The following is a 19823-nucleotide window of genomic DNA, read 5'->3' on the forward strand; positions in this document are numbered from 1 at the left end:
CCCACCCAGTCGGGCGGTTCATTGATAAGGCGGCTTATCCAGCCCTTTCGGGCTAAGCGTGAATATCTCGCATCCATCTTCAGTGATGCCGATGGAATGTTCGAACTGCGCTGACAGCGACTTGTCGCGTGTCACGGCAGTCCAACCATCATTGAGCAGCTTCACTCCCGGCTTGCCGAGATTAATCATCGGCTCGATGGTGAAGAACATGCCTGGCTTCAGTTCAGGCCCGGTGCCAGCCCGTGCCGCATGAATTACTTCTGGCGCATCGTGAAACAGACGCCCGACGCCGTGCCCGCAGAATTCCCGTACCACGCCATAACGGAATTGCTCCGCATGTGCTTGAATTGCGGCGCCGATATCCCCCAGCCGTGCACCCGGCCGTGCCTTTTCGATACCGAGCATGAGGCATTCATGTGTGACTTCAACCAGCCTCCGCGCTTTCAGCGATACGTCGCCGACAAGATACATCCGACTGGAATCCCCGTGCCAACCATCGAGCAACGGCGTGACGTCGATATTGACGATATCGCCCTCTTTCAGCGCCTTGTCGGATGGAATGCCATGGCAAACCACATGATTGATCGAAATGCAGCAACTATGTTCGTATCCGCGATAGCCGAGGGTTGCCGGAACCGCTCCGCCATCCATAGTCATTTCACGGACGACATCATCAAGTTTGCCAGTGGTCACTCCCGGCTGCACCAGCGGAACCATCGCATCGAGGATTTCCGCAGCCAGCCGACCGGCCTTGCGCATACTTTCGAAAGCTTCGGGCCCATGCAGCTTGATCGTGCCGTCCCGCAGCACAGTATCGTCGGAAGTAATCGTCTGGTATTGTGTCATGGCTCGCCATGTAGCGAGCATCGGCACAAAATGCGAGTATTCAGCGGCCGGTCGCGAAGCTTTCCTTGAATTCCGGCTTCACGGCCCGCAGGATCGCCGATGTGACCGGCAGTGTCACTTCGTAGCTGCCTTCGGCGTAAGGTCCCGCCGCATAAGGTGGGATAAGGAAGCCGATACGGTCGAAAGCCTTCCCGCTGGAGGAACCGAGAATCGGGATCGTATCCTCCAACCCGATACAAGCGCTCATCCAGTCGCTCTGATCGCGTACGATCTTCTTGCCTCGCTTTTTCGCGCGAGCACGGTCAAGCGCATCACACAACGCGGGCTGGACCGCCTTCGCCAGGGTCGCAGACGACGTGAAAAGAGACATGAGCTTGCGCTGCTGCCCCGCCTTCTTGTCCCACAGCAAACTGTCGAAGGTGGTGTTGCCGTGTGCGCCGCCGGTAAAGGCGTAGATCTCCGCCGAAAGGCTGAGCCAATTCGGAAGATCCGTTACCACGGCCCAGTCGGTCGACTGGGCATAAGGGCGGAATGGGAAGCCGTCCTTCTCCGCTTCGACCCGGAATTCCGCCGTTTCCTTCGCCAGGGTCGTGCGCTTCTTTTCCGCATCGGCATCGAGCTGCGCTTTCAGTTCCGGGATCTGTCCGGCTTGTGCGGGATAGGCATAGTGAAACGTGTAATCGTCATATTCGACATCGATCGCTCTCGCCCCACCCACCGGGCCGGACGCAAGATCCTTCGCCGCAGCATCCACTGCCGCTGGATCGGGAACAGCGGCATCTGCCTTGTCCGTCTCGGCAGCAACCTCTCCGTCCGGTGAAGCTGCCTTGCCTTTCGGCTCGGAACTGCTGTTGTCCGGCGTGCACCCCGCCATCATGATCGCTACCAGGCCCGCCAGCACTGGCAGGCCGCGATGCGGATTCTTCTCGCGCATATCGACTCCCTGAGGCATGAAGCAGGAATATGACGGACAAACATGCGCTGATCCAGCCCGACCGTGGGCAAAACTCCATTCCCATTCATCTCGTTACCAAGGATAATCTGGGCGACTGGCTGAAATCACTGTCCAAAGCGCAGCGTTCTGCGCTGGCAGCACAAAGGTTTGCAGGCCACAAAGGCGAAACCGCCATCGTACCGGACGGCGACACCTGGTTTGCAGTCGGAGGTGTCGGCGACCCCGCAGCGCTTTCAAGCTGGTGCCTTGCGAAACTGGCCGAAATCCTGCCTGCCGGAACTTATGCATTGGCACAGGGCGAGCCCGGCAAGGCCCTGCTGGGCTGGCAGACTGCGCAATACCGGTTCACGCGCTACCGCGAGGACAAGGAGGCCACCGGGCCGCGCATTCTGCTCACGAAAGATGCCAGGGCCGTCGGACCTGCGCTGGCCGAAGCGGCAGCGGTGAACAAGGTCCGCGATCTCGTCAACACACCTGCCGAAGATATGGGGCCCTCTGACATCGAGGCCGAAGCCGAACTGCTGGCGAAGACATATCGGGCTGAGCTCAACGTGGTCCGGGGCGACACCCTGCATCGCGACTATCCGATGGTGCATGCCGTCGGTCGCGCGGCCAGCCGCCATCACGCACCGCGCCTGATCGAACTGACATGGGGCGACCCCAAGGCCCCACGCCTCGCCATTGTCGGCAAAGGTGTATGCTTCGATTCCGGTGGCCTCGACATCAAGCCCGCATCGGCAATGCTCCTGATGAAGAAGGACATGGGCGGTGCCGCTCATGCCCTGGCACTGGCGGGACTCGTCATGGGCTCAGGCCTGAAAGTGCGCCTGCATCTGCTGGTGCCCGCAGTGGAAAATGCCGTTTCGGGCAACGCCTTCCGCCCTGGTGATGTGCTCAAATCACGATTGGGCACGACAGTGGAGATTGGCAACACGGACGCTGAAGGCCGCCTTGTCCTGGCCGACGCGCTTGTCCGGGCAAGCGAGGAAAAGCCCGATCTGATCATTGATTTCGCTACTCTGACCGGTGCCGCGCGGGTCGCGCTGGGGCCCGATTTGCCAGCGCTGTTCACACGATATGATGAAACTGCCGATGCTCTGATTAGCGCTGGCAGGGCCAGCAACGATGAGATCTGGCGGTTACCGCTGCATGAAGGTTATGCCGACTGGCTGAAATCGGACATCGCAGACACCAACAACACGCATTCCAACGGCTTTGCAGGCGCCACCATTGCAGCCTTGTTCCTCGACAAGTTCGTCGGGAAAGACATCGACTGGGCTCACTTCGATACTTACGCATGGCGGCAGGCGGCCAAGCCGGGACGCCCCAAAGGCGGGGAAGCGCTGGGCCTGCGCGCGGCGTGGAAGATGCTGCAGGAACGCTACGGATAACTTGATAGAGGGGCCTTGCGGGGCTAAGCGCCCGCTCTTCCGTTTCGAAGGGCACATGGAATTGACTGCACTGACCATCCCCACCGGCCAGTTGACCCTGTCCGGCCCGAGCGAACAGCTCGACGCCGCGCATTTGCCCCTGCGTGGGGATCTCGCGCATGTTCGCCTCGCAGGGCGTTGTTTCGTGCCCCATTATGCCGTCCCGATGGCCCGCGTCGTCATTAAGGATAACTCGTTGCTTCGAAGCATTGCCAGGACGGATGCCGAGGAACTGGCGATGCTCGCCAGCGGAACCGTCTTCAATGTGCTCGACATTGCGGGCAATTGGGCATGGGGCCAGGTCGGAGACGACGGTCTGGTCGGCTATCTTCCACTCGAAACATTGGGTGAGGCATGAGCATCACGGTATTCATCGATGGCGCGGCAGGAACCACCGGCCTGGAAATCGCCGAGCGGTTGAGCGGGCGGGATGAGATCTCTCTCCTGATCCTCGACGATGAACGGCGCAAGGATGCCAGTGCGAGACGCGATGCATTTCATGCCGCCGATTTCGCCATTCTGTGCCTCCCCGACGATGCCGCTCGCGAAGCCGTGGCATTGGCCGAAGGGGCCAAAGTGCGGATCATCGACGCGTCGACCGCGCATCGGGTGGCAGATGGCTGGACATATGGCTTTCCCGAAGTTGTGGGGCATGAAGCCGTGGCTCACGCCGACCGGGTCAGCAATCCCGGATGCTATTCCACCGGCTTCATCGCGCTGATCGCCCCTCTGGTGAAAGCCGGACTGCTGCCGGCTGACTGGCCTTACACCTGCAATGCTGTCTCCGGTTATTCCGGCGGCGGCAAGGCATTGATCGAACGGTTCGAACAGGACGGCGACATCGCATGGCGCGGTTACGCGTTGCAGCTCGGACATAAACATGTGCCGGAAATGCAGGCCCGCTGCGGTCTTGCAATAGCTCCTCTATTCGCACCTGCCGTAATTCCTGCCCATCGCGGCATGGTCGTGGAAGTTCCGCTTCCTCTTTCCGCCATGAAGGGCGCGGGCACACCTGAAGCCATGCGGGAATGGCTGGCCAATTTCTATGCCAGCAGCCCGGTCGTACATATGGGCCGGGATCCCGGTAGCGAGTTGCTGCTGCGCAAAGCCCGCGAACCTGGCGACCGGTTGGAATTGCATGTGTTCGCCTCTGACGATGGCAGCCAGGCACGGCTTGTCGCGATGCTCGATAACCTTGGAAAAGGGGCCAGCGGGGCGGCTGTTCAATCGCTTAACCTGATGGCGGGCCTGCCTGAAACGGCAGGCCTCCGTTTGTAGCCACCTGTCAGGGTGAGGCTGCCATTTTACAAGGAATGCCTAAGAATCGGGCAGCGATCTGACCAATATTTGCACACGCGTTAACCGTAGGGTGCAACGGCACTGGCCGTCGCAATCGTTTCCTGACCGCAAATGGCAGATTCCTCCCTTTTACACGCGGTCGCAATGGCCTAATCCACTGGTGAGCGCCTTGGCATGATTCTTGATTAGGAAAAGGCCAAGGATAGTGTGACATCCCGGTTTCGCTCCCTGCGGGGCCGGCTCGATGTGCGGGGGTTTTTGAAGAAGTGAAAAAGATCGAGGCGATCATCAAGCCGTTCAAGCTCGACGAGGTGAAGGAAGCGCTGCATGAAGCAGGCGTATCCGGCATCACGGTAACGGAGGCAAAAGGCTTCGGACGCCAAAAGGGCCACACCGAGCTTTATCGCGGCGCGGAATATGTCGTCGACTTCCTGCCCAAGGTGAAGTTGGAAGTCGTCGTCAGTGACGAAACCGCCGACCGGGTCGTGGAGGCGATTGCCTCCGCAGCGCAGACCGGACGGATCGGCGATGGCAAGATATTCGTGAGCCCGGTCGAGGCTGCAGTCCGTATCCGGACCGGCGAACGCGACGACGACGCAATCTAAACACCAGTTTCCGGGCCGCTTACGCCGAAGGGCGGCTCAGTGTTCAATCGGCACAGAAGGGAAATACCGAAATGGCCAGTGCAAAGGACGTCCTCAAACAGGTCAAGGACGAGGAAATCGAATGGATTGATCTGCGCTTCACCGATCCCAAAGGTAAGTGGCAGCACCTGACGATGGTCTCTTCCGTCATCGGTGAGGACGAACTGGAAGAAGGCCTGATGTTCGACGGCTCGTCGATCGAAGGCTGGAAGACCATCAACGAATCCGACATGATTCTGAAGCCGGATCTCGATGCGGTCTACATCGATCCGTTCAGTGCGACGCCGATGATGATCATTTTCTGTGACATCGTCGAACCGTCCACCGGCGAACTCTATGCCCGTGACCCGCGCTCGACCGCCAAGCGCGCCGAAGCCTTCGTCAAGGCCAGCGGCATTGGCGACACCGTCTATGTCGGACCGGAAGCGGAATTCTTCATGTTCGACGACGTTCGCTTCTACGACGGCTACAACGGCAACGGCTTCAAGATCGACGATGTCGAATTGCCGACCAATTCGGACAAGGAATTCGAGGAAGGCAACCTTGCTCACCGTCCCCGTGCCAAGGGCGGCTACTTCCCCGTTGCTCCGGTCGACAGCGCCGTTGATATCCGCGGTGAAATGGTCACCACCATGCTCGAAATGGGCCTTCCTTGCGACAAGCATCACCACGAAGTCGCGGCTGCCCAGCACGAACTGGGCCTGACGTTCGGCACGCTGGTCAACACGGCCGATCGCATGCAGATCTACAAGTACGTCGTGCACATGGTTGCGCATGCCTACGGCAAAACTGCCACGTTCATGCCCAAGCCGATCATGACCGACAATGGTTCGGGCATGCACACGCACATTTCCATCTGGGACGGCGGCAAGCCGCTGTTCGCGGGTAACGGATATGCCGGCCTGTCTGACACCTGCCTCTATTTCATCGGCGGCGTCATCAAGCATGCCAAGGCCCTGAACGCCTTCACCAACCCGACGACCAACAGCTACAAGCGTCTGGTTCCGGGTTACGAAGCCCCCGTGCTGCTGGCTTATTCCGCCCGCAACCGTTCGGCTTCCTGCCGTATCCCTTACGGCAGCGGCGACAAGGCAAAGCGCGTGGAATTCCGTTTCCCCGACGCGATGGCCAACCCCTACCTCTGCTATGCGGCTCTGCTCATGGCCGGCCTCGACGGGATCAAGAACAAGATCCACCCGGGCGAAGCGATGGACAAGAACCTCTACGATCTGCCGCCGGCAGAACTGGCAGAAGTTCCGACCGTTTGTGGCTCGCTCCGCGAAGCGCTGGAATCGTTGGCTGCCGACCATGAATTCCTGCTCGACGGCGGCGTCTTCACGGTCGACCAGATCGAAGCTTACATGGAACTCAAGTGGCCGGAAGTCATGCGTGTGGAAACCACGCCGACTGCCGCTGAATTCGATATGTATTACAGCGCCTGATCCGCGCTTTCATACGATCACCAGAGGGGCGTCCGGAAATCCGGGCGCCCTTTTTGTTTCCGCAGCCATGGTCTGAAACGGTTTTCCTACACGGCATTCTGTTCACTATATGCCCGGTCCCGCCAATTCAGCGAGACTGGACACCATGCACCGAAAACCTCTCTTCGATACCGTTCGGCACCTGTTGGGACGTGGCTTCCGGCAACACGAAGTCGCAGCACTGGATGCCGCAATCGACCTGCTCATCGAATCGGAACCCGCCATTTCCTTGCCAGAACCGCTGGCTCGCCCTCGTAAGGCCAGTGAAGGAGCGGTCACTCTCATCAAACAATTCGAAGGGTGCGCGCGTCGGCGTTCGGACGGGCAGATAGAAGCCTATCCCGACCCCGGAACGGGAGGGCAACCATGGACTATAGGCTGGGGAGCAACCGGCGCTGATATCGGCCAAGATACCGTCTGGAGCCAGAGCGAATGCGACGCGCGCCTGTCGCAGGACATTGCCCGGTATGCGGCGGAAGTCGATCAGGCGATCAGCCATGCACCGACCAGCCAGAACCAGTTCGACGCACTGGTTTCGTTCCATTACAATACGGGCGCCATCCACCGCGCGACTTTGACGCGCAAGCATTGCGCTGGCGACTACGCCGGTGCAGCCGCAGAATTCGGGCGTTGGTCAAAAGCCGGCGGACAGGTCCTGCGCGGTCTTGTCAGGCGCCGCGAAGCGGAAGCCGAACTCTACGCTCAGTAATCCTTGCTCGCCTTCACCAACATACTCTCGCGGCCCAACGTCGAGACGCTGCCAAGCAGCGATAGCCAGCTTGTCACGCGAAACTCGAGTTGGGTCGCGCTATACCCTTGGCCATCGGTCACAATTTCCACGTAGCCACGCTTACCGATATTCTTCCCGGCAGCGATGGCCGTTCCCTGCCCCCGCGCTGGATCGGAAGACACGATCCGCAAACGATCCAAACCGATGGCCGTGCGCAGGCGGTTGATCGGATCGAGACCGCCACCGCCTCTCAGGGAAGCCAGTGCTGCCCCAAGCTGTAACGCATCGGTAGCACTAAGATCGCTGACCGATCCACCGAACAGCATGCGCGCAAGCAGTTCTTCCTCGGGCATGGCCGGTGTCGAATTAAAGGCAATTTCCGGCTGGCTGGCGCTGCCTTTGACAGTCACGCGAACCGAAAGATTGTCGAGATCGGTTTCGGCCAGAATATCGAGCCTCGGATCGGGCGGCACCGTGGCATCGAAAGCAATCCTGCCTCGCGTGAGATCGAAACGCGTGCCCGCGAATTCGTAGCTTCCGCGCACCATATCCGCCTTGCCGCCAATGCGCGGATCGCTCGTTGTGCCACGAAGGGAGATATTCGCACCCCATTCGCTGTCGAGCCCCATACCACGCACGAACAGACGGCTGCTGCCCTTGGCATCGATCATGTACCGCCACGGCGCAGCAGGACGTGCGCGGGGTGCCACGTCCGCCGCAAGATTGATTTCCCGCGTCGCGATATCGGGCAGTTCAGCCACCCCGGCGGATGAACCGAGCCGCCAGTTTGCCTCTTCGATCCGCACCCGCCCGGCAATCGTTCCACCATTTCCATCCGAAACGATCCGCATCGGTCCGGTGACTCTTGCCGCCATATCCTTGCGGTCGAGCACCAGGGCATCGTGCGCGGCGAGGCGCAGATCCATCTGCGGGCCATGCTCGTCAAGCCCGCCAATGTCGATCATCCCGCTACCACTGACTTTGCCGCCGTTGCTCGCCTCTCCGGCAAAGCTTGTCAGGCGCAGGCGCGATCCCGAAAAACTGCCCCGAGCCCTGATCTTGCGCACATCAGTGCCAGTGATCGAGCTACGGAACCTCAGGCTGTCACTGGCGAGAGAGCCGCGTACATCGGGATCCGCCAGCGATCCGGTGAAATCAGCCGCCAGATCGACGGGCCCGGTAAGGTCGAAGCCATCTATCGCTGCCAGACGCCAGACTGCGTCGGCGGGCCCGGCATAGCGCAACTGGGCAAACAGAGCGCCCTGATTCAAACGCTCCATCATGCCGCCAAAGCGGGGAAGCCCACTAATCCTGGCCTGCAGACGGCCGCGCCGTTCTCCTCCCTCGCGAATGGCCGCGCGTGCCTGCAATTCCTTGGCAGAGAGCTCAGCCACCAGATAGAGGTCGACCGGGCGGGACGTAAGAACCAACCCCGAACGCGTCAGCCCTTCGACTGCCAGTTTTGCACTGCCGGAAGGCGGTTCATCCCCGCTATCGCGGTAATCGACGATGCCGGAAACTTTCCCTCCGACACTGAGATCGGTCAAGGCTATGTCGAACAGCGACAACGACATGTCCGACAGTTTCAATTCGATTTCGGTTGGGCCCCCGCCCCCGAAACGGCCTTCGGCAATGGCAATACCATCACCATAGGAAAGCTGTGTGGGGGCAAGCTTCCACCCCTCACCGGCTTTGGTCAGAACCGCACGGCGGGGCATGGCTATGTCCCGATCGGCGAATTCGCCCTTTGCCAGAAGGGTGACGCGTTCGGGCGCGCTTGTTCCTTGCAACTGCAGACTAAAGCGGCTGCCTCGCCTTCCGGCGACCGACGCGTTGAATGTTCCGTTGCCGTCAACGATTCCGGCACGGGCAGCAAAGCGCCCCACGAACAACTGCCCATGACTGATCCCTTGAGCATAAATGGAACCCTTGGCCTGCGTACGATCACCGCCCAACACACCTCCCGCCTCAATCCGGGCAGAACGGATCAGCGTAGGGGTCGCACCGGCAAAGCGGGCATTCTTGGCATTCAGCGCGACATCGAAACCCTGACCACCGCCACGCGGCATCAACGAAATCGTTCCATCGAGCCCGCCACCCGCCAGCGCAAGCTTTCCAGAAGCTCCACCGTCGCCCAGCGTAAGCGCGCCGGACAATTCGGTGCGCGAGACAGTCATTCGTTCCACCGCAAGCCGGGTCGGCTCTCCGGTGCGCATGACAAGATTTACCCTGCCATCAAATGGCCCAAGCAGGGACTGACCCCCGGTATCGATCCCAAATCCATCCGGGATCGGTGCAAGTGCAACGCGCACGTCCTTTAACCCGGCAGCAGGCAAGGGATCGGCAAATACCAGCTCAGCTCTCGGCCCGTCGCCGGCGACACTCGCTTCCACGGTGAACGGTCCGTAATCGCTGTGCTTGCCCCTGCCCGCGATTTTCGTGTGGCCATCGGCTACACTGCCGTCCAGCCGCAATTCCAGCTTGGCCGCATCCAGGGCAACATTCTCAAACAGGATCGGCCGGTCGCTGCCCAACGCAATTCCACCCCGAAAACGAATTCCGCCGCCAGTCAGCGATGCCAGGGTATCGTTGGTGATTTGGGGCATACGTCCCGCCAGATTGGCCTTGACCAGCCATCCGCCGTTTGTCGCCAGCTTGGCCAGCACTTTTGCCTGACCGTCAATCTTACCCAGATTCTGGAGCGCGAGACCACGCGCCGCAATGGGGCCGGCCAACGCATAGCCCCCCTTCGCAGTATCTCCACGCAGCGAGAAATTGCCCGTAAGGCCGGGGAACGCCAACCGCAGGTCATCCGAGAGCAGTTGCCCCTCGCCCAATGAAATCGTGCCCTGAATCTGCCCGTTGGTCAGCAGCGGATCGGCCATCGCATTGCCGGTTTCGATCTTCGCCACGGCCATATCCAGCGGCAAGGCCCAATGGGTCCCGTCATAATGCAGAACGCCCTGCTGCCGGATACCGGCAAGCTTCGTTCCGGCATCGAGCCTGTCGATGCGGAGATCATGCGGAATATCGAGATCGCGAAAAGGTCCATCCAGTCGGGCCGTCAGCCGGGCGCCCTCGATCTTCATGCCGTCGCCCAAGGCGTCAGAGCGGGTTAGCCGCCCTGCAATCACGAGGCCATCGGCCGCATTTGCAGCGAGATCGAGAGCCCCGTTCGCAGTAAGGTCGACCGCGCGGCCCTGGAGCCGCAGCCTGCCATCCACTACGCTTTCATTCAGTGTGGCACTGCCACCCAGCGATACTTTCGCGCCCAGCAGCGTTGCGGCGGACCCTTCCAGCAATTTTGACGGATAAACTTGTCCGAGCAGGCCGAAGCGGCCTTCCTTGTTGCTGAGCGTGAACGCCGCCAGCCTGTCTTTGTCTTGCCGTGCGAGGAAGGCGCCCTTCCAGTCCTTCCAACTGCCATCCCCCACGATCCGAACTGTCATATCCTGGCGCGATCCAACCAACCCAGCCAGGAATCCACCAGCCGGAGCGCGGTAATCGACATCGAGATCGAAACGGTCGCGATCGGGATCGGAATCAAGCAAGGCATGGAGCCGATCCTCTCCACCCAGCTTGCCATCCACACGCACATAGGCCCGACGAGGCTGCTTTTTCGCTTTCGCGATCAGGTCTATACGCCGTTTTTCCCCGAGAACGCCCTCGGCAACGGTAAAGTTATCGAGTTGAAAACGATCGACCCTGATGTCGAAATCCGGCAGCAGGGGCGCATCCGGATCGCCCGGTTCAAGGTCGGGCATACGCAGCAAAGTCCCGCGACGCGCAGTCAGATTACGAACGTCGAGGCCACTGAAAAACCAATGGAATGGACGCCAATCAAGTTCCGCGACCGGCACTGTCAGGAACGCCCCTCCGGGATCGGAAAGCGTTATGTCACGCAGAGTGGCTTGACCGTAGAGAGAGCCTTCGATTCGGCCGATCTGTATGCGCAACCCGCTGGCGGGGGCTATTTTCGCAATCTGGTCCGCGACGAAGCGGTGACCGATGGGCGAATTCAACACCACCAGCGCAAGGAGAACCGCTCCGACAAACAATGCGAGCGCGCGCGAAACTATGTAGCGCGTGCGGCGCCGGCGCGGGCTCACTGCTGCTTCGGGCGTATCGTCATCGCCCGTGGGGACTTCGCTGGCATCTTCCCCACTCATCAGAAAGCCTGCCCCAGACCGACATAGACGGCAACCGGCGCATCGCCCGGTCTCGGATTGATCGGAGTTGCCACATCCACGCGCAACGGCCCGAAGCCAGTCTGGTACCGGACCCCAAGACCCGCACCGAATTGGAGGCCGCTGAGGTCAGGCGTCGAACTCCGATTGACGGCGCCAGCATCGATAAACGGAACAACCGACAATGCTCCACCGAACATTCCCGTTTTCACCCGCGCCTCAAGCGAGAATTCCACCAGCGAACGGCCACCGTTCGGATCGCCCTCCGCATTGCGCGGGCTGACCTGCTGGTAGCCATACCCTCTCACGGACCCACCGCCACCGGCATAAAGGCGCCGAGACAGGGCGATATCGTCAACGGGCGCGCCCACAATCGCACCGACACGGCCACGCCCTGCAAGTACGACCTTGTCGCCCACAGGCAGGTACCCGCTAAGATCGAACTGGGTGCGCAGGTATGTCGACTTGTTGCCATTCTGCACAGAGATTTCCGGTGAAATGCGTGCGTTCGCCCGGAAACCCTTGGTTGGGTTCAGCAAGTCATCGCTGGTGTCGATCCCGGCGCTCAATGGCAGGGCACCGATGAAATAGGTCTGGCTCGGCTGTTTTACGCCATTCACTTTCGGAACGCGTTCGTCAGTTGCCAGAACTTCCACCCCCACACTCCAGGTGAAGGGCTTCTGGAACAACAATGTGCTGACCCGTTCATAGGTCGCTACCGCGGAAACGGTTTTTGCGTCGTAAGCATCCTGCCGGACCGTATTGGCGTAAGTGTCGATGGTGAGAGTCCGATCTCGCCCATGAAAATTGTTGCGCCTGAACGTGATGCCCGCCAACTGTTCACGCGTGCCCGCCACGCCGCGCAGCCGCAAGGCTCCTTCGGGTGGGAAGAAATTGCGATGCTCCCAGCTCGCTTCGGCCCGGAAACCTTCACCCGTGCCATAGCCGACCGCCCCGCTGATGGTGCGCAGCGGAGCCTTGGTCAGCTCGATATCCATATCCACCCTGCCCGGTTGATCCCCCGACGGGGCCTCCACCTCGCGCGGGGTTATCGCGACGCTGGACACCAAACCGGTCGCGATGATCGCCCGCCGCAGATCCATTTCATCGCTGCGGCGGTAAGTGTCCCCCGGTTTGAAACGGGCGATTTCCTGCAAGTGACGACTGGACAGGAATTTCGGCGATTTGCTCACAATCGAAGCGAAGCGGTACTTGCCGCCGGGCGACACCGGCAGAGTCAGGTCACCTTCCTGACGATCATGATCAACCAGCAGTTCGGGATCGCCAATCTTGGCAAATGGATAGCCACCCTCACCGAGAGCTTTATCCAGATCGAAGCTTTCCTCGACAATCTTGTCGGCAATCAAGGGATCACTCGGCCAGATCTCGAAGCTGCGCCGCAATTCGTCATAGTCGGGCGCCTGCCGCAATTGACCGAGGTCGATTGCCCCGAAACGGAACTGTGGCCCCGGCAAGATATCGAAACGGACGGCAGGCCGGTCATCTGCCTCAGGGTTTTCCGAACCGCTTACCGTGCGCAAAATCTGGCCATCGTAGTAGCCGTAGTTGCGCAGCAACCGCTCAAGCAGTTCCTGATCCTGACGCGCACGCGCGGCGATCTGGGCCAGGTTATCCTTGCTGCTGGCGAGGCCATCGACATTGGACAGCGCCTCGAAGCGATCGACAAACGCCTTGCGGAGCGGAAATTCTTCCTCGTCCTCAGGAAAGACAAGCACGAGTTCGGACGACAGCCGCTCCCGCTTTCCCCTGCGCATGGGGGCAAACGGCTCGAAAGTCTCGTTTGCCAGTACCGCTTCGTCATCTGGAGCGAGAGGTTCGGGCCGGGCAATTTCGGTTTCATCCGGCCAGGGCACCGTGACTTCCGGCATTTCAGCCAATGGCGCCCCGGCATCCAGCGTCAGCGGACCGTCAGCTTGCTGGGATACAGCGTCGCCATCGGCTGAGGCGGCCGCCCAAGTATCCGGATTGTCAATCGCACTATCGGGGATGAGGTCTTCAAGGCCTGGCGAGGCGGATCTGTCCTGCGCCCCCGCCGGAGGTGCGAGAATTGAAAGAGAGACAAGCGCGAGAGAGGCCAGCCAACCGCGACGAAAATCAGCGCTGTACCTGATACTGCCCCTGACCGCCGGGAACACCGTCTTTCCCGCTGCCGTCGACAGGAGACGCGCGATTACCACGCGCCGTAGCGGTTTCGGCAATAAGACGAACTTGCTCTTCGGGATCGAACCGCTCCCATCCGTTGGGGCCCAGCTTTTCAAGCGGTCGGTAACGGATCTTGTATTGCATCCGGACAGAGCCATCGACCCAATAGCCGAGATAGACATAGGGAAGGCCTGCTTCGACCGCGCGTCGGATGTGGTCAAGGATAATATAGTTGCCAAGGCCGCTTCGCGCATCGTGGTCCGGATCGTAAAAACTATAGATCATCGACAGCCCGTCCCCCTGCCGATCAGTAAGGCAGGCACCGACGAGCCGACCCGGCTCTTTCCCACAGGAAGGTTCGCGATACTCGATGACGGAGCTCGTCACCGGGGTATGCTCAACCATGTCGGCAAAATCGATTTCGTCCATCGAAGCCATTCCGCCGCCAGGGTGCCGGGCACCGAGATAACGCTGGAGCAGGTCAAACTGTTCCGAAGTCGCCCAAGGGCGGCATTCCGTGCCGATGAGATCCGAATTGCGGCGCTGGTCCCGGCGCTGGGTCGACGATCCCCGAAATTCGTCAGCAACGACCCGAACGGAAATACAGGCCTGACAATCCGCGCAACTGGGGCGGTAAGCCACCGTCTGACTACGGCGAAATCCAATCCGGCTCAACGCATCGTTCAATGCGTCCGCATTCGAGCCCCGCAATTCGGTGAACACCTTCCGCTCGCTCCGCCCCGGCAAATAGGGGCATGGCGCAGGGCTCGTCACGTAGAACCTGGGGAAACGAATTGGAGCCGTCACGAGACTGGGAAAGTCCTCTTTTATGCTTTCATGCGATTTCGCAATGACAGGCTTTATGCCTGCCCGACTCGCATGTTGAAAGATCCTTAACCAAGATTCATGGTTAACCGAATCTAATTTTGCACAGAAGTTAACCCTTAGGCCCGCATAAATGTGTGTCGGCGGGAAGATCGGGCGCTTTTACAGCTCAGTCGAGTTCGACCTGGCTGACAGTGTAGCCCTTCGCTCGCAATGCATGGATCAGCGTATCAAGCTGCTCCCGATCCCGCGCCTCGCACTCAATGTCCGTAACCAGGCCCTTGGCCGGCAAGGTTGAGAAAATGCGCTGGTGAGAGATCTCGATGATGTTGACGTTGTGAGCGTCGAATTCATGCATCGCATGATAAAGCGAACCGGGACGGTCCTGCAGGAATATCCGCAGCCGTGCGAGGCGGCCCTGCCGTGCAAGATCGCGCAACAGGACATTGGCCAGCAAGCGCGTGTCGATGTTCCCACCGCACAACACGATGCCGACATTCTTACCGGCGAAAATCTCGCGATTGTTCATTACCGCCGCGAGGCCTGCCGCGCCTGCGCCTTCGACAACCGTCTTTTCGATCTGAAGCAACAGCGCAAGCGCGGTTTCTATCGACGCTTCGTCCACCAGCACGAGATCATCGAGCAATCCGGCCAGCATATGAGACGTGTAGCGGCCCGGCTCCAGCACGGCGATGCCTTCGGCCAGCGTATCGCCACCGCACGGCAGGCTGGTCCCCTTCAGGCGGTTATACATCGACGGAAACAGTTCCGCCTCCACCCCGATCAGACTGATATCCGGATTGATCCCGCGCGCGGCCACACCCATGCCGGTGGCAAGCCCGCCACCGCCAATTGGGATTGCCAGCGTGTCGATTTCCGGCACGTCCTCAAGCATTTCAAGCGCGACCGTGCCTTGCCCTGCCGCGACCATCGGGTCATCGAAAGGATGGATAAAAGTCAGCCCAAGCTCCTTTTCCATACTAAGCGCATGTTCGTAGGCCTGATCGAAATTCTCACCCTTGAGCACGACTTTGCCGCCGACACTCTCTGTCTGCATCACTTTGACGTGCGGAGTGGTGCGCGGCATCACAATCGTCACCGGCACGCCAAGGCGAGTGCCATGATAAGACAGGCCTTGCGAATGGTTACCGGCAGACGCAGCGATCACACCCCGCTGGCGTTGTTCCTCGTTCAACAACGTAAGAGCGTTCAGCGCCCCACGTTCCTTATAGGCAGCCGTGAACTGGTGGTTTTCGAACTTGAGCCAGATGTTCGCCCCGGTAATGTCCGACAGCGTCTTGCTCCGCAACGTAGGCGTGCGGACAACCGCACCCTTGAGCCGTTCTGCGGCCTTGCGGACATCGTCGATCGTCAGGAGCGGAGTTCCGCTATTCTGTTCCAGGGTCGTGCTCTTTTCCATGCCAGCGCGCCCTAAACGAAAGCGCGCCCATGGGAAACCTTCATTCATGCGTGCGACAGCCCCCGCCCATCATGTTTCGCGCGCATTGACCATTTGTTTCGCGAAAAAAGCCGCTACACAGCCCCGCATGTCTGACAGCAAGAATATCGCATTTCTCGGCCTCGGCGTGATGGGAGGGCCCATGGCAGGCCACCTGCTTGACGCCGGCCACACCGTAACTGCCTATAATCGCACGACAGCGCGCGGCGAAGCCTGGCTGAGGCGCTTTGCGAATGCAGGCGATGCCCGTCTCGCCGACACGCCGGCCCAGGCCGCGCGGAATGCCGACATCGTCATCAGTTGCGTCGGCAATGATGATGATCTGGCCGCCGTCATGCGCGGCGAAAACGGCGCCTTGGGGGCACTCGCACCGGGCGCGCTGATCATCGACCATACCACTGTTTCTGCCCGGATCGCCCGCGAGCTGGCGACGGAATGCGCGACAGCCGGACTCGATTTCGTCGATGCGCCGGTATCGGGCGGCCAGGCTGGCGCCGAAAACGGGAAGCTCTCGATCATGTGTGGCGGCACAGACGCTGCCATGGCGCGGGCTGCCCCGATCATGGCAGCCTATGGTGCGCGGATAGTCCATATCGGCAGTGCCGGCGCCGGGCAGACGACCAAAATGGTCAACCAGATCTGTATCTCGGGCCTGATGGCCTCTCTGTCCGAAGCCGTCCGTTTTGCCGATGCCGCCGGGCTGGATATGGACAAGGTCCTCGAAGCCGTCTCTGGCGGCGCGGCGCAGAGCTGGCAGATGGAAAACCGCTGGAAGACCATGGCTGCCGGAGAGTTCGATTTCGGCTTCGCAATCGACTGGATGCGCAAGGACCTGGGCTATGCGCTCGAGGAAGCCGGAGCGCTGGGCGTCTCCGTGCCCGTCACTGCGCTGGTCGATCAGTTCTACGCCGAAGTGCAGGCGATGGGTGGTGGCAGGCAGGACACCAGCGCCCTGATCCGTCGGCTGCCGAAAGGCGGCGCGTAATGATGGTCAAAAAAGCCGCCGCGTTCGCGGTGTCCTGGCTCGCCCTGACGTCCCCGGCGCTGGCCGACACTTTGCTTGATAATATCAATGGCGTCACGCTCGATGAAACCGGCAAGGTCGAACACTTCACCGGACTGATTTTCGATGCAGACGGCAAGATTGTCCAACTTCTGGCCAGCAAGGACAAACGTCCGAAAAAGATCGACTATCAATTCGACGGGGCAGGCCGCTTCGTTGTGCCAGGCATCGTGGATTCCCATGTCGCATTGATGCGGATCGGCTATACCGCGTTGACCGGGGGCAAGGACGGATTGCCCCCACCCCGCCCCGAAGACCGGGATGTCGCCTTGCAGAAAGCCCAGCGCCTGCTTGCAGCACAAGGCATCACTGCCGTCTCCGACATGGGCACGACGATTGAGGACTGGCAGACCTATCGCCGTGCCGGCGACAAGGGCACCCTCTACATTCGCATCATGGCCTATGCGGCCGCGGTGGACGACATGGCATTGATTGGCGGCCCCGGCCCCACTCCCTGGCTCTATGACGACCATCTGCGTTTCAACGGCCTCTATCTCGATCAGATTACACCCGCGAACACGGGCGGCAGTGAAGCGACAGCCGCCGCCACCCAGCTACGCAACCGAATGAGCCGTGCGGCAATCGACAACTTTCAGGTAGCGGTGGCGACGCCGAACCATGCGGCTGCGGACGATGTTCTCGACGCAATCGACGAACTGACACCGACCTATCAAGGTGAGCGCCGCTGGCGGCTGGAAAATCTGCGCGAAATCGATCCCGTACAGACGGGCCGAGCCTCTGCCGACCAGGCCATCGTCTCTTTCCAGTTCGGCACGCTCGAACGCGATATGGCGGCCGCTCCTGCCAGCGCAGCGCAAATACAACCCTGGCAAAGCGTAACGGCGGCAGGCGTGAGAGCCATTTACGCGTCGGCAACGGCAACCACGCCGTCATCGCCATTCCTTGCGATGGCGATGGCCATCACGCGCGAAAATGCCGCTGGGGAGCCGTTTGGCGGATGGCAACCGCAGGAGCGCCTGACCCGCGAGCAGGCTCTCGCTGCCATGACGGTCAACGGGGCCTATGCAGGCTTTGCCGAGGGTCGCTTCGGGCGGCTGGAGAAAGGCGCACGTGCCGATTTCGTGATGCTGGATCGCGACCCGATGTTGTCATCACCTGCCGATCTGCGTGGCGTTCAGGTGGTTGAAACCTGGATTGGCGGCGCGCGAATCTATGTCGCAGGCCAGGAAGCAGCGCAGTCTTTCGGCAAGGAGATGCCCGGCTGGTAGGACCAGATCAGGATTCGGCAGCAGTTGTTTCGGCCTGTTCCTTGGCCACTCGCTTTTCCCCGAACCACATGATCAGCAGCGATCCTTCGAACAGAAGGATCAACGGTGTGGCCAGCAGCAATTGCGAGACGACGTCAGGCGGGGTGATAATCGCGGCGACAGCAAAGATCGCAACGATGACATAGCGGCGCGCGCTCGACAGTTGCCGACGTTCCACTATTCCGGCACGATTGAGCAAAAGCAGCAGAACCGGCAGCAGAAAGCTGATCCCGAATGCCAGTATGAACTGCATTACGAGATCGAGGTAATCCCCCGTCCCCGGCAACGCTTCCAGTTTGAGCCCTCCCGCGTCGCCCTGAAAACCGAGAAACCAGGTGAAGGCCGTGGGCATCACCACGTAATAGGCCATGGCAGCACCGAGCAGGAAAAGCACAGGTGTTGCGAGCAGGAAGGGCAGGAAGGCCTTCTTTTCCTTTGCATAAAGTCCCGGTGCGATGAACGCCCATAGTTGGTTGGCAATGATCGGGAAACTGACGAAGAAGGCAGCGAATAGCGCCACCTTCACTTCGACGAAAAACGCCTCGTACAACTTCGTGTAGATCAGACGCCCTTCGCCCTGCGGGAAAGCCTCCGTCAGTGGTCGCGCCAGAAAGCCGAAGATATCCTCGGCGAAATAGAGGCAAACTGCGAACGCCACGCCAAGCGCAAGCACACAGCGCAACAGGCGAGTCCGAAGCTCGATCAGATGGTCGAGCAACGGGGTCTGCGTCTCGTCGATGTCCTTGATCGAAAAAGCCATGAATCAGGGCTCACCCCGGCTGCGGGTGCCACCAAAGGGCAACTGTGGTTCAGCGGCGGGTTGTCGCGAAGCATTCTGTCCTTCAACCGGGCCATCTGCGCCTGCTTCAGCCACAGGCGTACCATCCGTGGCGGGTGAGGTTTCGTTTTCCGACCCGGCCGGTGTCTTCGATGGCGGCAGCGGCTGCATCTCCGCACCCGGATGCGCGGCCATGATCTGCTCGTTCTGCTCCCGCCACTTCTTTTCCATCTCCTCCATCTCCGCCTCGCGGATCATGGTTTCGATGCCTGCACGGAAATGGCTGGAGACACGCCGGATCCTGCCAATCCAGCGGCCTGCGGTACGCAATGCCAATGGCATGTCTTTCGGACCGATAACGACGACCGCCACGATCACGATCAGCAGCAGCTCGGACGCGCCGATGTCAAACATGGCGCCCTCTTGCTATCAGTTGGAGGTCGGCTGGTTGTCGGCCGACTTGTTGTCTGTGGTTTCGCCGGACTTCGGCGCAGTGCCCGGTCCGTCAATACGCGGTGGCGCGACCGGGGTTTCGCTACCCTCGTTCATGCCTTCCTTGAAGCTCCTGATGCCCTTGCCGAAATCCCCCATCATTTCGGAAATCCGGCCACGCCCGAACAGGACGAGGACCACCAGGGCAATAATCAGGAGCTGCCAAATGCTAAGTCCCATGGGAATTCTCTCAGTTCATGTTG

17 protein-coding genes are annotated in these 19823 nt (G+C 60.4%); 8 read left to right on the forward strand and 9 right to left on the reverse strand.

Translation table 11 applies throughout. The features are described from left to right. Positions 1 to 18: 18 nt before the first annotated feature. Both map and MB02_RS00555 read right to left on the reverse strand, forming a co-directional pair. A complete protein-coding gene (gene map, locus MB02_RS00550; RefSeq protein WP_067531242.1) occupies positions 19 to 846 on the reverse strand; it encodes a type I methionyl aminopeptidase in 828 nt (275 codons plus the stop codon). A gap of 40 nt (positions 847 to 886) precedes the next feature. Next, on the reverse strand, positions 887 to 1780 hold the full coding sequence (locus tag MB02_RS00555; protein ID WP_235829370.1) for a DUF4163 domain-containing protein: 894 nt from the start codon (positions 1778 to 1780) through the stop codon (positions 887 to 889). Between the two features lie 29 nt (positions 1781 to 1809). Between MB02_RS00555 and MB02_RS00560 the strand changes: the two genes are divergently transcribed. The 6 genes from MB02_RS00560 to MB02_RS00585 all read left to right on the forward strand — a co-directional run bounded on the left by MB02_RS00560 (position 1810) and on the right by MB02_RS00585 (position 7364). Further along, the gene (locus MB02_RS00560; protein ID WP_067531244.1) at positions 1810 to 3192 is read left to right on the forward strand and encodes a leucyl aminopeptidase family protein; all 1383 of its coding nucleotides are present in this window, start codon (positions 1810 to 1812) and stop codon (positions 3190 to 3192) included. 55 nt (positions 3193 to 3247) lie between these two features. Then, entirely contained in the window at positions 3248 to 3589 is a 342-nt protein-coding gene (locus tag MB02_RS00565; protein ID WP_067531245.1) for an SH3 domain-containing protein, read from the forward strand. Further along, entirely contained in the window at positions 3586 to 4509 is a 924-nt protein-coding gene (gene argC / locus MB02_RS00570) for an N-acetyl-gamma-glutamyl-phosphate reductase (RefSeq protein WP_067531247.1), read from the forward strand. Before MB02_RS00565 ends, argC begins: the two co-directional genes overlap by 4 nt. A 287-nt stretch (positions 4510 to 4796) precedes the next feature. Then, the gene (locus MB02_RS00575) at positions 4797 to 5135 is read left to right on the forward strand and encodes a P-II family nitrogen regulator (protein ID WP_067531249.1); all 339 of its coding nucleotides are present in this window, start codon (positions 4797 to 4799) and stop codon (positions 5133 to 5135) included. 71 nt (positions 5136 to 5206) lie between these two features. Next, positions 5207 to 6616, forward strand: coding sequence for a type I glutamate--ammonia ligase (gene glnA, locus MB02_RS00580; RefSeq protein ID WP_067531251.1), 1410 nt, complete (start codon positions 5207 to 5209; stop codon positions 6614 to 6616). Positions 6617 to 6761: 145 nt separating this feature from the next. Further along, positions 6762 to 7364 carry a lysozyme gene (locus MB02_RS00585; RefSeq protein ID WP_067531253.1) on the forward strand — a complete coding sequence of 201 codons (603 nt, stop codon included), beginning with the start codon at positions 6762 to 6764 and terminating at the stop codon, positions 7362 to 7364. Here the strand turns inward: MB02_RS00585 and MB02_RS00590 are convergent. The 4 genes from MB02_RS00590 to MB02_RS00605 form a co-directional block, all read right to left on the reverse strand. Then, positions 7358 to 11554, reverse strand: a complete 4197-nt coding sequence (locus tag MB02_RS00590) for a translocation/assembly module TamB domain-containing protein (protein WP_067531255.1) — start codon at positions 11552 to 11554, stop codon at positions 7358 to 7360. The two genes, MB02_RS00585 and MB02_RS00590, sit on opposite strands and share 7 nt — an antisense overlap. Continuing rightward, positions 11554 to 13728: an autotransporter assembly complex protein TamA gene (locus MB02_RS00595; RefSeq protein ID WP_235829371.1), complete on the reverse strand. Its 2175-nt coding sequence runs from the start codon at positions 13726 to 13728 to the stop codon at positions 11554 to 11556. Before MB02_RS00595 ends, MB02_RS00590 begins: the two co-directional genes overlap by 1 nt. Beyond that, entirely contained in the window at positions 13688 to 14542 is an 855-nt protein-coding gene (locus tag MB02_RS00600) for an arginyltransferase (RefSeq protein ID WP_067531257.1), read from the reverse strand. The genes MB02_RS00595 and MB02_RS00600 overlap by 41 nt, the downstream gene beginning before the upstream one ends. A gap of 187 nt (positions 14543 to 14729) precedes the next feature. Continuing rightward, on the reverse strand, positions 14730 to 15980 hold the full coding sequence (locus MB02_RS00605; RefSeq protein WP_067531260.1) for a threonine ammonia-lyase: 1251 nt from the start codon (positions 15978 to 15980) through the stop codon (positions 14730 to 14732). A gap of 127 nt (positions 15981 to 16107) precedes the next feature. On the opposite strand from MB02_RS00605, the gene MB02_RS00610 reads away from it, so the two are divergent. Both MB02_RS00610 and MB02_RS00615 read left to right on the forward strand, forming a co-directional pair. Then, a complete protein-coding gene (locus MB02_RS00610) occupies positions 16108 to 17004 on the forward strand; it encodes an NAD(P)-dependent oxidoreductase (RefSeq protein ID WP_067531262.1) in 897 nt (298 codons plus the stop codon). Then, entirely contained in the window at positions 17004 to 18311 is a 1308-nt protein-coding gene (locus MB02_RS00615; RefSeq protein ID WP_082825878.1) for an amidohydrolase family protein, read from the forward strand. The genes MB02_RS00610 and MB02_RS00615 overlap by 1 nt, the downstream gene beginning before the upstream one ends. Positions 18312 to 18318: 7 nt before the next feature. Here MB02_RS00615 and tatC read toward each other — a convergent pair whose 3' ends face one another. Genes tatC through tatA form a run of 3 tightly spaced genes read right to left on the reverse strand, consistent with a single transcriptional unit; the run spans position 18319 to position 19800 of the window. Beyond that, complete coding sequence (gene tatC / locus MB02_RS00620; RefSeq protein ID WP_067531264.1) at positions 18319 to 19110, reverse strand: twin-arginine translocase subunit TatC; 792 nt, start codon at positions 19108 to 19110, stop codon at positions 18319 to 18321. A gap of 3 nt (positions 19111 to 19113) precedes the next feature. After that, on the reverse strand, positions 19114 to 19542 hold the full coding sequence (gene tatB, locus MB02_RS00625; RefSeq protein ID WP_067531266.1) for a Sec-independent protein translocase protein TatB: 429 nt from the start codon (positions 19540 to 19542) through the stop codon (positions 19114 to 19116). A 15-nt stretch (positions 19543 to 19557) separates the two neighbouring features. Continuing rightward, the gene (gene tatA / locus MB02_RS00630) at positions 19558 to 19800 is read right to left on the reverse strand and encodes a twin-arginine translocase TatA/TatE family subunit (protein ID WP_067531268.1); all 243 of its coding nucleotides are present in this window, start codon (positions 19798 to 19800) and stop codon (positions 19558 to 19560) included. Between the last annotated feature and the right edge of the window lie 23 nt (positions 19801 to 19823).

Source organism: Croceicoccus estronivorus, assembly GCF_001625325.1.
Lineage (GTDB): Bacteria > Pseudomonadota > Alphaproteobacteria > Sphingomonadales > Sphingomonadaceae > Caenibius > Caenibius estronivorus.

Excerpts from the sequence above, each read along its gene's own strand:
- MB02_RS00560 (WP_067531244.1), top strand. The coding sequence starts at position 1,810 with ATGACGGACAAACATGCGCTGATCCAGCCCGACCGTGGGCAAAACTCC.
- map (WP_067531242.1), bottom strand. The coding sequence starts at position 846 with ATGACACAATACCAGACGATTACTTCCGACGATACTGTGCTGCGGGAC.
- argC (WP_067531247.1), top strand. The coding sequence starts at position 3,586 with ATGAGCATCACGGTATTCATCGATGGCGCGGCAGGAACCACCGGCCTG.
- MB02_RS00555 (WP_235829370.1), bottom strand. The coding sequence starts at position 1,780 with ATGCGCGAGAAGAATCCGCATCGCGGCCTGCCAGTGCTGGCGGGCCTG.
- tatA (WP_067531268.1), bottom strand. The coding sequence starts at position 19,800 with ATGGGACTTAGCATTTGGCAGCTCCTGATTATTGCCCTGGTGGTCCTC.
- MB02_RS00565 (WP_067531245.1), top strand. The coding sequence starts at position 3,248 with ATGGAATTGACTGCACTGACCATCCCCACCGGCCAGTTGACCCTGTCC.
- MB02_RS00615 (WP_082825878.1), top strand. The coding sequence starts at position 17,004 with ATGATGGTCAAAAAAGCCGCCGCGTTCGCGGTGTCCTGGCTCGCCCTG.
- tatB (WP_067531266.1), bottom strand. The coding sequence starts at position 19,542 with ATGTTTGACATCGGCGCGTCCGAGCTGCTGCTGATCGTGATCGTGGCG.
- tatC (WP_067531264.1), bottom strand. The coding sequence starts at position 19,110 with ATGGCTTTTTCGATCAAGGACATCGACGAGACGCAGACCCCGTTGCTC.
- MB02_RS00610 (WP_067531262.1), top strand. The coding sequence starts at position 16,108 with ATGTCTGACAGCAAGAATATCGCATTTCTCGGCCTCGGCGTGATGGGA.
- MB02_RS00605 (WP_067531260.1), bottom strand. The coding sequence starts at position 15,980 with ATGGAAAAGAGCACGACCCTGGAACAGAATAGCGGAACTCCGCTCCTG.
- MB02_RS00590 (WP_067531255.1), bottom strand. The coding sequence starts at position 11,554 with ATGAGTGGGGAAGATGCCAGCGAAGTCCCCACGGGCGATGACGATACG.
- glnA (WP_067531251.1), top strand. The coding sequence starts at position 5,207 with ATGGCCAGTGCAAAGGACGTCCTCAAACAGGTCAAGGACGAGGAAATC.
- MB02_RS00585 (WP_067531253.1), top strand. The coding sequence starts at position 6,762 with ATGCACCGAAAACCTCTCTTCGATACCGTTCGGCACCTGTTGGGACGT.